The organism is Paenibacillus sp. FSL L8-0708, assembly GCF_038009325.1.
GTDB lineage: Bacteria > Bacillota > Bacilli > Paenibacillales > Paenibacillaceae > Paenibacillus_AQ > Paenibacillus_AQ odorifer.
In genome coordinates this window covers 6,592,728-6,607,216 of sequence record NZ_JBBPBC010000001.1, presented here as the reverse complement: position 1 = coordinate 6,607,216, position 14,489 = coordinate 6,592,728, and the positions used below count along the sequence as shown (strand labels likewise).

The following is a 14,489-nucleotide window of genomic DNA, read 5'->3' as shown; positions in this document are numbered from 1 at the left end:
TGTTTTTTATGGAATGTACAGTCGTAATCTTCTGAGAATGGGCAACCTATGTTGTCTCCCGTTCGATCAGTTGGAACGATAGGGGCTGCAGCTCCATATCCAGTCCAAGCAGGGTTGGAGCCAGCAGAAGAAAGGCGTTCTCCGCCTGTCCCGCAATCGGATTCCGAACAGTGGTAATTCCGAGTGTCTGTGACAGCTCCGAATTATCAAAACCAATGATGGCTAGATCACCGGGCACATCCAGCTGCTGTCTACGTGCTTCGCTCAGAACGCCCACCGCCACCAAATCATTGGAGCACAGAATGGCATCCGGCTGATCGGGTTGTCCAATTAGGGTTCGCACCAATTGCTCTCCGTCACGGATTCCATAAATCGTGGAGTAATACCATTTCTCAACGATGGGAAGATTATATTTGGTCATGATTTGCTCATAAGCTAGTCGTCTACTCTGGGTATTTATGCTGCTTGGGCGGCCAAAAGCATTAGCGATACGCGTATAACCCCGCTCTATCAAATGCTCTAGAGCGAGTGCATATCCATCATATTGGTTCATGGCAACTGACGGTATTTCAGGATGGTCCATGCGTTGCCAAGACACAATCGGGCCGTATTTGCAGTAGGAAGTTATGACATTTTTATCGTTAACAGCGGTCAGAATAAGCAGAGCGTCGACTCTTTTTTGTTTGAGATCCTCGAAGGCCTGAAGTTCCTTTTGTTTATCACCGCCGGTGGTATAAATAATCGTCTGATACCCGTAACGGCCGGAAATTTCGACGAAGCTGTTCATGAAGCACAAAATAAGCTCGTTGAGGTCTAAGGTAATCATGCCGATTTGCTGGGTTTGGCCTTTGGATAAAGATATGGCATTCCGATTGGGAACATAGTCCGTCTCTTTCATAATGGCGAGAATTTTCTCCCTAGTTTCCTTGCTGACATGGGGAGAATCGTTCAGGACTCGGGATACCGTAGCTTTGGAAAAGCCCGACAGCTTAGCAATTTCGTCAAGTGTGGACATCGGCTTATCTCCTTTGCAAGATTAATCCTTGACATGTAACGCGTTCCAAGGTTTAGGATTCGGATTAGAGCAGTAAACCTATACTATCACAATAGCAAAGGCGGGAAGAAATATGAACTTACAATTTCCAGAAGGATTCCTATGGGGTGGGGCTGTAGCCGCTAACCAGCTTGAAGGGGCATATCAGGATGATGGCAAAGGCTGGTCTACCCAAGATGTCATGCCGCATGGCATTAAGTCTGCGCCTACAGAAGTTCCTACCGACGATAACATGAAGTTGATTGGTATCGATTTCTATCACCGATATAAAGAAGATATTAAGCTGTTTGCGGAAATGGGCTTTAAAGTATTCCGGACGTCTATTGCCTGGTCCCGGATTTTCCCGAAAGGGGACGAGCTGGAGCCGAATGAACAGGGCTTGCAGTTCTACGACGACCTGTTCGACGAGTGTCATAAATACGGCATCGAACCGCTAGTTACGATCTCCCATTATGAGACCCCGCTGCATTTGGCACGAGAGTATGATGGATGGGTTAACCGTAAGATGGTGGAATTTTACGAGCGTTATGTGAGAACGATCTTTAATCGTTACAAGAACAAGGTCAAATACTGGCTGACCTTTAATGAGATCAATTCTATCCTAGAGTTCCCATTTATGAGCGGGGGAATCAATACTCCATTGGAAAAATTGAGTAAGCAGGATCTGTATCAGGCCATTCACCATGAGTTCATTGCAAGTGCTTTGGCGGTAAAAATCGGTCATGAGATCAATCCTGATTTCAAAATAGGCTGCATGGTGCTGAGCATGCCAATTTATCCGCTCACTCCGCATCCGGACGACTTGATCAAGGCGATGCAAAGTGATCACAAAAATATGTTTTTTGCGGATGTTCATAGCAGAGGTTATTATCCAGGCTATATGAAACGGTTCTTTAAGGAAAATGGAATTCACATTCATTTCGAGCCAGGGGACGAGGAAATTCTGAAGCATACCGTGGATTTCATATCGTTCAGTTACTATATGAGCACATGTGAAACGGCTGATCCGGAGAAACAGATCAGAGGAGAAGGAAACCTGCTGGGCGGGGTACCGAATCCGTATCTGGAAGCGAGCGAATGGGGTTGGCAGATCGATCCGCAGGGCTTGCGTTATGTGATGAATATGTTCTATGACCGATACCAAAAACCGCTGTTTATCGTGGAAAATGGCCTTGGCGCCGTCGATCAGCTGGTTGTAGACGGGAACGGTGAGAAGATCGTAAACGACGATTACCGGATCAATTATTTGCAAGATCATTTGGTTCAAGTAGCGGAAGCTATTGCTGATGGCGTGGAAGTTATGGGATACACAAGCTGGGGCTGCATCGACTTGGTTAGCGCAACAAGCGCCGAGCTGAAGAAACGTTATGGTTTCATTTATGTAGATCGTCATGATGATGGTTCAGGTACACTGGAGAGATACCGTAAGAAGTCCTTCCACTGGTACAAAGAAGTAATTGAATCCAACGGACAAAGCCTGTTCTAAAAAAAAGTCCTGATAATCAAGATATTCTTGATCTATCAGGGCTTTTTTTGTTATCCAATATTATACAGACCGTGGTTTATTGTTGACATCATTAATTGAACATGTTAATTTGTAAATAATAAATTAATCGGATATCAGGATTGCTACTGCATAGCAGGCAAAACCTAAGTTTCATTTATGATTACGGGGATAATCTCTCTCGTACATAGATGTGATTTAGGTTTTTTTGTGTTCCCTGATAACCGTGATTAATTGATCTGTTACAAAGGGGTGTATAAAAATGAGTTATGAACAGCTAAGTAAAGACATTATTCAATCTGTCGGTGGGGAGAAAAATATTAACAATGTGATTCATTGTGCCACGCGACTAAGATTCACACTTAACGATGAGCAAAAAGCTGATAAAGAAAATTTGGGAAAAATGAAAGGGATTATTGGGGTAGTTAGCAAAGGGGGACAGTTTCAAGTTATAGTGGGTACCCATGTTGCTGATGTGTATAAAGAAATTGCCAAATCCATATCCCCTAACAGTGACTCTGGCGAGAACAAGGTAAAGAAACCTATAGGGACTCTGATTTTTGATGTTATTTCTAGAAGCTTTTCGCCTCTGATTGGTGCTTTAGCAGGTGCGGGTATGTTGAAAGCGCTATTAACCGTACTTGCTTCGTTACATGTTCTAAGTGCGGATAGTGAAACTTACAAAGTATTAGCCGGCGCTAGTAATGCTGTGTTTTATTTTCTACCCATTTTCTTAGGAATTACGTTATCGATTAGGCTGGGTGTTAATGCTTATGTGGGTGGTAGTATCGGTGCGGCTTTACTTGAACCTAATATTACGGGATTAGCAAGTGTTGAATCTCCACATTTTTTAGGTATTCCTTTAGTAATTTCGGACTATTCATCAAGCGTGTTTCCGATTTTTATCGCCATTTGTATATACGCTTTATTGGATAAGCAGCTAAGAAAGTTTATACACAAGGATTTGCAGATGTTCTTGGTCCCTATGCTATGTTTGATTGTGATTGTTCCGTTAACTATTTTGGCTTTCGGACCGTTTGGCGTGAATGTAGGGAATTTAATTGGAGACGCTATTTTGTTCCTCAGTACGAAAAGCGGTATTGTTACAGGGGCAATTGTGGGAATAGCTTGGACGTATTTGACTGTACTCGGATTGCACTGGGGACTTGTGCCAATTATTCTTGAGAACATTGCTAAGGGTGGAGATCCAATATATGCAATGGCCGGCATGGCCATCTTCGCGCAGCTGGGTGTAGCGTTGGGTATCTTCCTGAAAACAAAGGACAAACAGTTGAAAACATTGGCCGGCAGTACATTTATACCAGGCGCGCTTTCCGGTGTAACAGAACCTATTATTTACGGTTTGCTGACTCGTTACAAACGGACTTTCATTTATGTAACCATTGCCGGCGGTGTAGGTGGAGCACTTAGTGGTCTTTTCAAAGTGAAGATGGAAGTCTTCGCATTTGTGAGCGTATTAAGTCTTCCCGCATTCTCTCCGCTGGTCGTTCAAGCGATTATAGCAGGTGTGACCATTGTATTGGCTATGGTAATTACCATGGTATTTGGTTATGAAGATAAAAAGAAAGTGAATATTGTAGAAGAAAAAACGAATACTGAAAAAAGCGGGGTTATCCTCCCTCACGCCGTTAAAAGTTCAACCGTTGTAAGCCCTCTGGCTGGTAACGTAATCCCGTTAACCTCAGTAGATGATGCTGCCTTTGCTTCTGAAGCAATGGGCAAGGGGATTGCAATTGAACCCACAGAAGGTAAGCTTTATTCACCGGTAAGTGGAGTTGTATCCACTATTTTCAGAACAGGTCATTGTATTGCGGTAGTATCGGATGAGGGTGTTGAGGTCTTGATTCATATCGGTATAGAAACCGTGAAGCTAAAAGGTAAATACTTTGATGTGAAGGTGCAAGAAGGAGCAACCGTTAAACAGGGTGATCTATTGATTGAGTTTGATTTTGAACAAATAAAAAATGAAGGTTATCAATGCACAACACCGATAATTATTACCAATACGGCTAATTATAGTGATGTGATTGGTACCAATAAAACAGTTATTACACCGGGTGAAGATTTGCTGACTGTTGTAGTGTGATCTATTGAAGAGTCATAAGGTATGAATGGAATCGATCTCTTAGTACTGCTACTTAGAGATCGATTTTTTATTATAGAATACTATAAAAAAGTGCTAGCTTCGTAAAATGAAAAGGTAAGGAGCTGTAATATGCGGATCGAAAAAGTGTTAAACAACAATGTTGTTACTGTCATAGATGACCAAAATTTTGAACTAGTAGTTATGGGAAGAGGACTGGCCTTTAAGAAAAAACGTGGAGACTTTTTAGAAGAAGATAAAATTGAAAAGATATTCACTTTAAGTAATCAAAAACTTTCAGATAAGCTAAAAACGCTGCTTTCCGAGATTCCAATCGAGCACATGGAGCTCTCAGAAGAGATTATTAACTTCGCCAAACTGCAGCTCGGTAAAATGCTGGATGACAGTATTTATGTTAGTCTGACAGATCATATCAGTTTTGCGCTGGAGAGATTCTCAAAAGGGATGAAGATTAAAAACGCCATGCTTTGGGAAATCAAAAGATTCTATAAAGAAGAATATGAGGTTGGGAAAGCTGCGCTTCAAATTATACATTCCAAGCTCGGAGTCAGACTTCCCGAAGATGAGGCCGGACATATTGCGCTCCATCTGGTGAATGCAGAACTAAATGAAGAGATGCCTAACATGGTGAATATCACCAAGATCATGAACGACATCCTAAATATCGTGAAGCGCCATTTCAGGCTAGAGTACGACGAGGAGTCCCTTGCTTATTACCGTTTTATCACTCATTTGAAATTTTTTGCACAACGTCTCATCAACGGTACTCCACCTCCTGATAATGAGAATGGCTTATTTATTTTGGTAAAGCAGCAGTATAAGGAAGCTTTCGCAAGCGTTGAGAAAATTAAAATCTATATTGATAAAACATATAATCGGGAGTTAACAAATGATGAAATGCTGTATCTGACCATACACATTGAAAGAATTACAAACCAGATCATGGAGTAGGGACGGTTAAGCATTAAATTTTAACTTTGACTTTCAGGAGAATCGCGTATAAGATTACTAATATGTTTTCTATGATAATCATTATCAATAGATTGATAACTGTTATCATAGAATAAACTTCGAACGTTGAATCCAGGGGGATAAAGTAAATGCACAAAAAGTTAATTAGTTTATTTATGGTTGTTGCTATTATATTGGTCGTATCAGGCTGTGGTACTAACCAAAAGAACAATTCAACATCGAACGCGGGAGCAACTGATAAACCAGCTGCTGAAAACGCGGGCAGTGAATCTACAAGCGGTCCTATTGTTTTAAAGGATTCTAAAGGTGAGATTACGCTGGACAAACCTGCGCAAAGAGTTGTGGTATTGGAATGGACCTTTACGGAGGATGTTATTGCACTGGGAGTGCAGCCAGTAGGTAACGCAGATAACGAAAACTATAAGCTGTATGTGACTTCTGAAGCACCGCTTGATGCAAACGTGACTGATGTTGGTTCCCGTGACGAGCCAGATCTGGAGACAATTGCTTCATTAAAGCCTGATCTGATTATTGCCAATACGGGTGGGCATGAAGGAATCTATGATCAACTTAAAAGTATCGCTCCAACATTGATTTTCGGCTTGTATCCGAATGAAGGAGAAGGTAATCAGTACACACTGATGGAAGATACTTTCAAAACAATTGCAGCGGCAGTAGGTAAAACAGCAGAAGCCGATAAGGTTCTTGCTGATTTGGATGCACATTATGCAGATGCAAAGGCAAAGCTGGCTGATGCAGGCAAAGAAGGCTTGAACTATGTACTGACACAAGCATACAGCTACCAGAATGCAGCAACGATGCGTCTTTTTACAGATAATTCACTTGCGGTACAAACTTTGGATCGGATCGGTCTGAAAAACGACTGGAAACCTGAAAATTTCGAAGTTTACGGATTCAGCACCTCTACAGTTGAAGCATTGCCTGCGGTTCAGGATACAAATCTGATCTATATCGTCCAAGAGGATGATAATATTTTCACGAAAGAACTGAAGGATAATTCCGTTTGGAATGGCCTTAACTTTGTGAAAGAGAATCGCACCTTCGGATTGAGCAGTACTACTTGGGTGTTCGGCGGTCCGATCTCCTCTAAAGTTATCGTGGATGAAGTTGTAAATACATTAACGAAATGAGTGCGGTTATGAACGAAAAGAGTAGCAAAGAAGCCTCTATCGGCATGAACTGGCGGATCATTGGAATATTTGGGGGCGGCTTTGCCGTCCTCTTCATTCTGTTCGTTTTAAGTTTAGGCTTTGGGGAAGCCAAGATCCCTGCAGCTACTGTAATAGATGGCTTGCTGAATCGCCAAGATATAATGGAACATAATCTGCTCTGGGATATCCGCATGCCACGTACAGTTATTGGTCTGCTGGCCGGGGCTGCTCTGGCTGTGGCTGGGGCATTATTGCAAACTATAACGAAGAACCCGCTTGCTTCCTCAGATACACTTGGGATTAATGCCGGGGCATACTTTATGGTCGTTCTTGGTATGGTAGCTTTTCCTGCTTTGCAGCATGAGTTTCCATTTTTGCTCGCAGTTGCAGGGGGACTACTTGCTGCTTTAGCCGCTTATTTATTGAGTGGAGGCAAGGCGGCCACACCTGTTCGGCTGGCTTTGTCAGGTATGATCGTCTCCATGGTGCTCGGAGCGTTTACATCGGCCATACATATTTTTAAAAGAACAGAAACTCAAAATCTGTTTTTATGGGGTTCAGGTTCCCTAATCCAGTTGGATTGGGACGGTGTTATATATGCCTGGCCTTTTGTCGTAGTGCTGCTATTGGCAGCGATATTTGCCGGCAGACAATTTGATGCGCTAGAACTCGATGAGTCAACCGCCCGTTCTCTTGGACAGCGAGTAGGGTTAATTCGGGCGACGGGTCTTGGCCTATCGGTATTAATGGCCGCGGTTGTAGTCAGTGTGGTCGGACCGATTGGCTTCGTCGGCTTAGTGGCTCCTCATCTTGTCCGGCTTAGTGGGATTCGCAAGCATCGCCTGCTCATTCCTGCAAGCGCGTTGTGGGGAGCACTGCTCATCACGGCAGCGGATACGCTTGCGCGTGTAGTGCGAAGCAGTGTGGGTGAAATGCCTGTTGGTGCAGTTATGGCGATTATTGGAGCACCATGGCTCATTTGGCTGGTACTCACCAAGATGAAAAATATATCGGGCTCAGGTTCTGCCCAATCATCGATGAGCATCGGTGGAGCGGGGCTGCGTCTGCGCTTTGTGCCGACGGCTATATTTATGGCCGTGCTGCTCATTGTTATTATCCTTGTAAGCTTATCGTTTGGGGGAACAAAAATACCGATCAGCGAATTGCTAAGCAGTCTGTTCCATAGGGGGGATCAATCCTATTCCGTCCTGCTGAATTTACGGCTTCCCCGTACACTCGTAGCTGCTGCAGGAGGGATCGCACTTGCAATCAGTGGTGTACTGATTCAGAGTGCTGTTCGAAATCCACTGGCAGATGCTTCTATTATTGGTGTGACCTCAGGGGCTGGCTTTGGTGCTTTGGCCGTAATGATCGTTTGGCCAGCATTGACGGTATTTGCCGTTCCGCTTGCCGCAATCGTGGGTGGGGCACTGGCTGCAGCTTTTGTCTTTTTTATGGCTTGGCGCAGGTCCTTGAATCCATCGGTTCTGATCTTGCTTGGAATCGCAGTCTCTGCCATTGCCTCTGCCGGAATCCAGGTCATGATCGTTAAAGGAAGTTTATGGAGCAGTAGCTCCTTAATTTGGTTAACGGGTTCGACTTATGGACGAAGCTGGAATCAATTTTACATCCTATTTGTATTCCTGCTTGTACTTGTACCGATTGCATACTATTTGGGCCGAAAATGCGATTTGTTGGCATTTGGTGACGAGAGTTCAACAGGATTGGGCTTGCCGGTTCGAGGAACGCGGCTCTGGGCTATGATTATCGGCGTTTTGCTTGCAGCGGGAGCTGTTGCAAGTGTGGGAACGATTGGCTTTCTCGGGCTCATGGCGCCGCATGCGGTGCGGATGATGATTGGTCATCATACGAGACGATCGATTGTTTTGTCAGGATTACTTGGCGGCTTGATGCTCGTGATTGCCGATACGCTCGGAAGAACCATAATGGCGCCAAAAGAAATTCCTTCAGGCCTTATTATTATGCTGATCGGGGCTCCGTATTTCTTGTTTTTAATGTACCGGTCACAGGTTAGAAAAGTGTAGCTTTTGTTATAAGAAAAAATCAGGGGGTGCCCCATCAGCCGTAAAATGGCTGCTGGGCACCCCCTGATTAATTAGAGCTTGCTCTATCAAGAACTCCTCAAACATCGTTTCATCTGTTTAAAATTCCCCTCCCTTACGCTAACAGCTATCGGACACAGATGAACTTAAACGCAGCTTTATTTCACATTTGAAGTGACAACGGACCGCATAGTCGCTATTGGCATAAAAAGTACCCCAATTGGCCCTCTTCCTATGGAGTAACGTCGCTGGAGTCCGAAACCAAGCTCCAAAGGCTAAAAATCCGCATATAACGTCTTCTGAGTCCTTAAGCCTCAGCGAATAATGACAAATTTTTGGTGCAGGCCACCAACGCCCATAAACAAAAAGCAGCGATTCTCCCATACTGGGGATCGCTGCTTTTTTAATTGGATATTATCGATTCGTGAACAATTATTTAACTATTATTCTTAATTTTGTATATTTTCGTTTGCTAGTTTATACTTGTATCTTATGTTGTAGAATTTTGGAAATAAGGAGTGGGATTATGTGAGACTCTTCGACAGAAAAGGTATACAAGATGGCAGCAAAGCTATTAACAACTCTGGTGAATTAAGAATCAATATTTTTTTCTTTAGCACTTTTATTATTTTTTGTGTAATTATCCTACGCCTTGCGGTCTTGCAATTTGTCGAAGGACCTACGTTATCTGAAGCTGAGGCTAATCGGGATACGAAAATAGTGGCATTATCGGCATTGAGAGGGAATATCCTCGCTGCTGATGGTGAGAAATTGGCATACTCAACGCCCGTTCAATCTTTGTACCTTACTTTGGATAAGGAATATACCGCAACAAAAACAGATAAAACTACGAAAAAAGTTACCTTAACTGCTGAGGCAAATAATAAATCAAAGGTACTCGCCACCAAGTTAGCAGAAGCCTTCGAAACTTATGGTGATCCTAATGAGAAAAAACTAACCACAGAAGAGATCCTTGAGTCTATGGATTTATATTCAAAAAAACTCTCTGGTTATGTAGCGCGAAGAATTAAATCAGGTTTAACTAAGAAAGAAATCGCTTATTTTTTAGAACACAAAAACGAATATCCAAACCTTGAAGTGATAGAGGAAAGCAGCAGGCATTATGATACCGATACGGTGGCTGTACAAGCTGTTGGCTACGTGAAATTTTTCAAATCCTCTACTAGTTTAGATCTTTATAAGGATGTACTTCAGGCGATGAAAAATAATCAGCACCCTGGACTTAACTATAAAGAGGATGAGCTAGTAGGCTTTGATGGCTTGGAGCTGCAATACCAGAAGGAGCTTCGGGGACAGAATGGTTATAAGGAAGTTTCCGTAGATCCGCAGAATATGGCGGAAAAAATTGTCAGTATTGAACCCCCGGTCAAAGGAAGTACTATCTGGACTACCCTTAATAAAAAAATTCAGCTGAAGACCGAAGAAGCCATTAAAGATCAGATTCAGTGGTTGCACTCACACACCGTTCAGGGAGAAACACATCCGGATGCTTTAACAGGTTACGCTGTGGCCATGGAAGTGGATACAGGTAATATTATTGCAATGGCAAGTATGCCTGACTATGATACCAACAGCTGGGCTACGGGTTCGATCTCTCCAGAGGTGTATAAAAAAGTTGAAAAGCATTACCAAAATGGAACGATAACTCCATACTCATCAGGAAGATCAGGGCATAATTTTGAATCTACCGTGCTGCTCGGTTCGACCATAAAACCATTGAGTGTGTTAATTGGCTTAAAGGAGGGCTTTATAAGTACTTCTTCTACCTATCAAGATAAAGGGATCACCTCATTTGGTAGAGAAGGACATGAGACTAATGTAAGGAACTCATCCAATCATGTATACGGCTCTTTGTATCCTCATACAGCAATTGAAAAATCTTCAAACGTATATATGGTTGATATGATCGGGAAAAAATTGTACGACAAATACAAGTCTAAGGGTATTGATAAATGGGACACCTATATGAAAGAATTCGGTTTGGGTGTTCCAACAGGAATAGGTTTACCAAGGGAATACTTGGGTGATTTGAATTATAAAGCTGAAGCTAAAGCGGGTTCAGTGCAGTCTGCACTTGTGTATGCTTCTTTTGGGCAGCAGGGGCGTTATACCGTTCTTCAGTTGGCGCAATATGCGGCTACACTAGCCAATGAAGGGCAACGAATCAAACCACAGCTAGTAAGCAAGATCACGGACTCCAAAGGTAAGGTTATCAAAAAATTCAAACGGGAAGTGCTTGATGAAGTGACTACTTTCGATAAATCCTATTGGCGGGAGATAAAGAAAGGGATGAACAGTGACGTTAAAAGTGCCTTCGGAGATTTCCCCTATGATTTTGCGCGTAAAACAGGAACTTCACAACAGACGGATAGTAAAAACATAAACCGTGATAACGGAGTGTTTATAGCTTTTGCACCACGTGAAAATCCAAAACTTGCTGTAGCTGTAGTTATTCCTGAAGGCGGATTTGGATCTAGCAGTGCAGCACCTGTAGCGAGAAAAATTTTTGATGCTTATGATTGGGAGTACGGATTGGATGGAATTCCGAAGAAAAATGTGGATAAAAGCATCAGCGAATGACCCAAAGGAGAGCGCAAACTGCGCTTTCTTTTTCTTTTTACAGAGCGGTTTGTGGCGGATCTAAGGAACGGGTTCCAGATTAAAATATTGTAACCATAAAGCGTGAAACTTTTATCCTAGTAGGAGCGTCAAAAGGTTAGGAAAAAAATGTATTCGTCATTCCAGGAGGGTGAATCTGTGAAGAAGTTATGGATTTCTATTTTAGTGGGCTTATTAGTTTTGCCAATGATGTTTCAATCTTCAGTAAAAGCTGCTACTGCGCCCATCAGTATTTTTATTGACGGAGTTCGATTGTCCACAGATCAAGCACCGGTGATGGTAAATGGACGGACGATGGTACCCTTACGGGCAATCTTTGAAGCCTTTAATGCCACTATCAAGTGGAATCAGAAAACACAAACTGTAACTGCAACTAAGGATGATACAACGATTATGTTAAAGATTGGCTCAAAGACAGCCACGATTAACAATAAAGCTGTAACTCTAGATGTGCCGGGTCAGAATTTGAAAGGGAGAACGATGGTTCCTACACGGTTTGTAAGTGAGGCATTGGGTCATGATGTGGGATGGAATCCGAGCACCAAAGTGGTGACCATAACAACTTCCGGCGGTAAAACTGGAACTGTAAATCCGGCATCGAATGTACAGTTAAAGGATGTAAGTGATAACGGTGACGGCCGTGATCTTCAGGTCAGCTTCACCCAATCTTCTAATGAAGCTCTTGTGGATCATTACCGGGTAATGATTGTAAAGGCTTGGAGCACTTTTAATATCTCATCTGCACAAAAGGTTACATCTGCCAATTATTCTACGGTTTTAGCTACAGGCACTAATCCTACGATTAGAATGACAGCAAATTCAAAGGATGTTCATGGTGATCTCATTAAAGGTAATCAAACCTATGTAGCTTATGTTTACGCAGTGGGTAAAGGCAATAATACCAGCGCTCTCTCGTATAGTTCTGCGACTATATCGCTTAACACTAACACTGTAGTCGTTGCCCCAAGTAATGTACAAGTAAGTGATGTGAGCGATTATAGTGATGGCCGTGATTTAGCCGTAAGCTTTAATAGGGTATCGGATGAATCTAAGGTGAGTTCTTATCGAATATTTGTGGTCAAAGCTTCTAATTATTCTTCTTTTAATTTGGCGGCAGCAAATGCTGTTAGCAGTTCAAATTACACGCAGGTTAACAAAACAGGCTCTAATATTACCCAGGTCCTATCATCAGGAGCGAGGGATGTGGATGGAGCCGTCATTAAGACGGGAGTTAGTTACCGTATCTTTGTTATGGGGGTAGATAGTAGCAGTAATACAGCCAACAATTTGTTGTCTGCTGCTTCATCTGCGATTATGCTGTCCTCGGTTAATATCTCTAATTTAAGTGTAAGCGACGTTAGTGACATTGGCGATGGCCGGGATATAAAAGTATCCTTTAACCACGCTACAGATGAAACGTATATCAGCCAATATCGAATCCTAGTTGTGCCTACAGCTTATTACAGTAACTTCAGTTTATCTGAAGCGAATAATGTCTCCAGCGCTTACTACACAGCGGTGAGCACAACAGGATCTAGCACCAGTCAAGTGTTAGCCTCGTCAGCAAGAGACGTACGTGGTAATTTGATTAAGAATGGAACACCTTACAGAGTGTATGTGTTAACGATTGGCAGCGGCAAGAATTTGGGAACCAATATTCTCTCAGCGGATTCAGCATTAATTACGTTGGCTCTTAACTACAATGTGAGTGCTGTCTACAATTTGGATGTAAGCGACGTAAATGACTATGATGATGGCCGGGATTTAAGAGTATCCTTTAACCACGCTACGGATGAAACCTATATTAGCCAGTATCGAATCATGGTTGTACCTACTTCCTATTACAGCAGCTTCAGTTTATCTGACGCCAATAATGTGTATAGTTCCAACTACACAGCAGTGAGCACAACAGGATCGAGCACCAATCAAGTGTTAACCTCGTCAACAAGGGACGTGCGGGGTAACCTGATAAAGAGTGGAATCAATTACAGAGTTTATGTGTTAACGGTCGGAAGCGGGAATTACTCGGGCAGCAATATTCTTTCTTCTGGTTCACTTTTAATTACGTTGAATGTAGATTACAAATTGGCTCCTATTTCGAGCTTGGATGTAAGGGACGTTAATGATTACGAAGACGGCCGGGATATAAAAGTATCCTTTAACCATGCCACGGATGAAACGTACATTAGCCAGTATCGAATCCTGATTGTACCTACTTCCTATTACAGTAGCTTTAGCTTAACACAGGCAAATGCTGTTTCTAGCTCCAATTACACAGCGGTAGGCATTTCTGGAAATAACACCAGTCAAGTCTTGGATTCTTCAGCCAGAGACGTAAACGGAAATTTAATAAAGAGTGGAATCAGTTACAGAGTGTATGTGTTAACGATTGGCAGCGGCAAGTACTCAGGTACTAATGTGTTGTCCTCAGAGTCGAATGCCATAACTTTATCCACTAAGCTGCCGGTAACCTCTGTCACTAATGTAACGTACAGTGTGGATGAGGGTAAAATACTAGTGAGTTTCAACCGTTCCTCTAACGAGTCTAACATTTCGGAATATCGAATTCTGGTGGTTCCGTCCAAACAAGGTTTTGGTTCAGCGGAAGCAATTGAGGTGAAATCCTCGTATTATACGTCGATAACGCCTAACGGAACGAATCCTACAATTGTTGCCTCGAGAAGAGATGTTAATGGTGCATTAATTGTTAAGGGTGTTAAATATAAAGTATATGTTCTTGCGGTAGCCAATAACAATGGCGTGCAAAGTGGTGGTCTTTCGTATTCAACGGAAGAGATTGAAATATAAGGATAGGGAATAAAATCATTATAATATAAGGCAAAAAACCTTTATTGAGCACTGGGCTTGATGAAGCGCTTTTTGCCTTGTTTTTTTGTTTTCTATTTTTTATAAAAATAGGGTTGCGATTATACACATTTAAAACATTTGGTTTAACCTA

Annotated in this window: 8 protein-coding genes; 7 read left to right on the top strand and 1 reads right to left on the bottom strand. The window is 42.5% G+C overall.

The annotated features are described in order from the left end of the window. Positions 1 to 46: 46 nt before the first annotated feature. Positions 47 to 1,015, bottom strand: a complete 969-nt coding sequence (locus NYE58_RS30890) for a LacI family DNA-binding transcriptional regulator (protein WP_341003837.1) — start codon at positions 1,013 to 1,015, stop codon at positions 47 to 49. Positions 1,016 to 1,127: 112 nt separating this feature from the next. Here NYE58_RS30890 and NYE58_RS30885 point away from each other — a divergent pair, with 112 nt between their 5' ends. From NYE58_RS30885 to NYE58_RS30855, 7 genes are all read left to right on the top strand, one after another. Beyond that, positions 1,128 to 2,540: a glycoside hydrolase family 1 protein gene (locus tag NYE58_RS30885; protein WP_076220000.1), complete on the top strand. Its 1,413-nt coding sequence runs from the start codon at positions 1,128 to 1,130 to the stop codon at positions 2,538 to 2,540. 280 nt (positions 2,541 to 2,820) lie between these two features. Further along, entirely contained in the window at positions 2,821 to 4,665 is a 1,845-nt protein-coding gene (locus NYE58_RS30880; RefSeq protein WP_341003836.1) for a beta-glucoside-specific PTS transporter subunit IIABC, read from the top strand. A gap of 129 nt (positions 4,666 to 4,794) precedes the next feature. Next, positions 4,795 to 5,634 (top strand): BglG family transcription antiterminator LicT, encoded by an 840-nt coding sequence (licT, locus tag NYE58_RS30875; RefSeq protein WP_036685434.1) that lies wholly within the window; start codon positions 4,795 to 4,797, stop codon positions 5,632 to 5,634. 149 nt (positions 5,635 to 5,783) lie between these two features. After that, positions 5,784 to 6,806 (top strand): ABC transporter substrate-binding protein, encoded by a 1,023-nt coding sequence (locus NYE58_RS30870; protein ID WP_076277177.1) that lies wholly within the window; start codon positions 5,784 to 5,786, stop codon positions 6,804 to 6,806. Next, positions 6,803 to 8,872, top strand: coding sequence for an iron ABC transporter permease (locus NYE58_RS30865; protein WP_341003835.1), 2,070 nt, complete (start codon positions 6,803 to 6,805; stop codon positions 8,870 to 8,872). The genes NYE58_RS30870 and NYE58_RS30865 overlap by 4 nt, the downstream gene beginning before the upstream one ends. A 546-nt stretch (positions 8,873 to 9,418) precedes the next feature. Further along, the gene (locus tag NYE58_RS30860; protein ID WP_341003834.1) at positions 9,419 to 11,491 is read left to right on the top strand and encodes a peptidoglycan D,D-transpeptidase FtsI family protein; all 2,073 of its coding nucleotides are present in this window, start codon (positions 9,419 to 9,421) and stop codon (positions 11,489 to 11,491) included. A gap of 177 nt (positions 11,492 to 11,668) precedes the next feature. After that, positions 11,669 to 14,338 (top strand): copper amine oxidase N-terminal domain-containing protein, encoded by a 2,670-nt coding sequence (locus NYE58_RS30855; RefSeq protein ID WP_341003833.1) that lies wholly within the window; start codon positions 11,669 to 11,671, stop codon positions 14,336 to 14,338. The last annotated feature ends 151 nt before the right edge of the window (positions 14,339 to 14,489 follow it).

What these genes read in the sequence shown, in the direction of transcription:
- NYE58_RS30890 (WP_341003837.1), bottom strand. Translation starts at nt 1,015, where the DNA reads ATGTCCACACTTGACGAAATTGCTAAGCTGTCGGGCTTTTCCAAAGCT.
- NYE58_RS30885 (WP_076220000.1), top strand. Translation starts at nt 1,128, where the DNA reads ATGAACTTACAATTTCCAGAAGGATTCCTATGGGGTGGGGCTGTAGCC.
- NYE58_RS30880 (WP_341003836.1), top strand. Translation starts at nt 2,821, where the DNA reads ATGAGTTATGAACAGCTAAGTAAAGACATTATTCAATCTGTCGGTGGG.
- licT (WP_036685434.1), top strand. Translation starts at nt 4,795, where the DNA reads ATGCGGATCGAAAAAGTGTTAAACAACAATGTTGTTACTGTCATAGAT.
- NYE58_RS30870 (WP_076277177.1), top strand. Translation starts at nt 5,784, where the DNA reads ATGCACAAAAAGTTAATTAGTTTATTTATGGTTGTTGCTATTATATTG.
- NYE58_RS30865 (WP_341003835.1), top strand. Translation starts at nt 6,803, where the DNA reads ATGAGTGCGGTTATGAACGAAAAGAGTAGCAAAGAAGCCTCTATCGGC.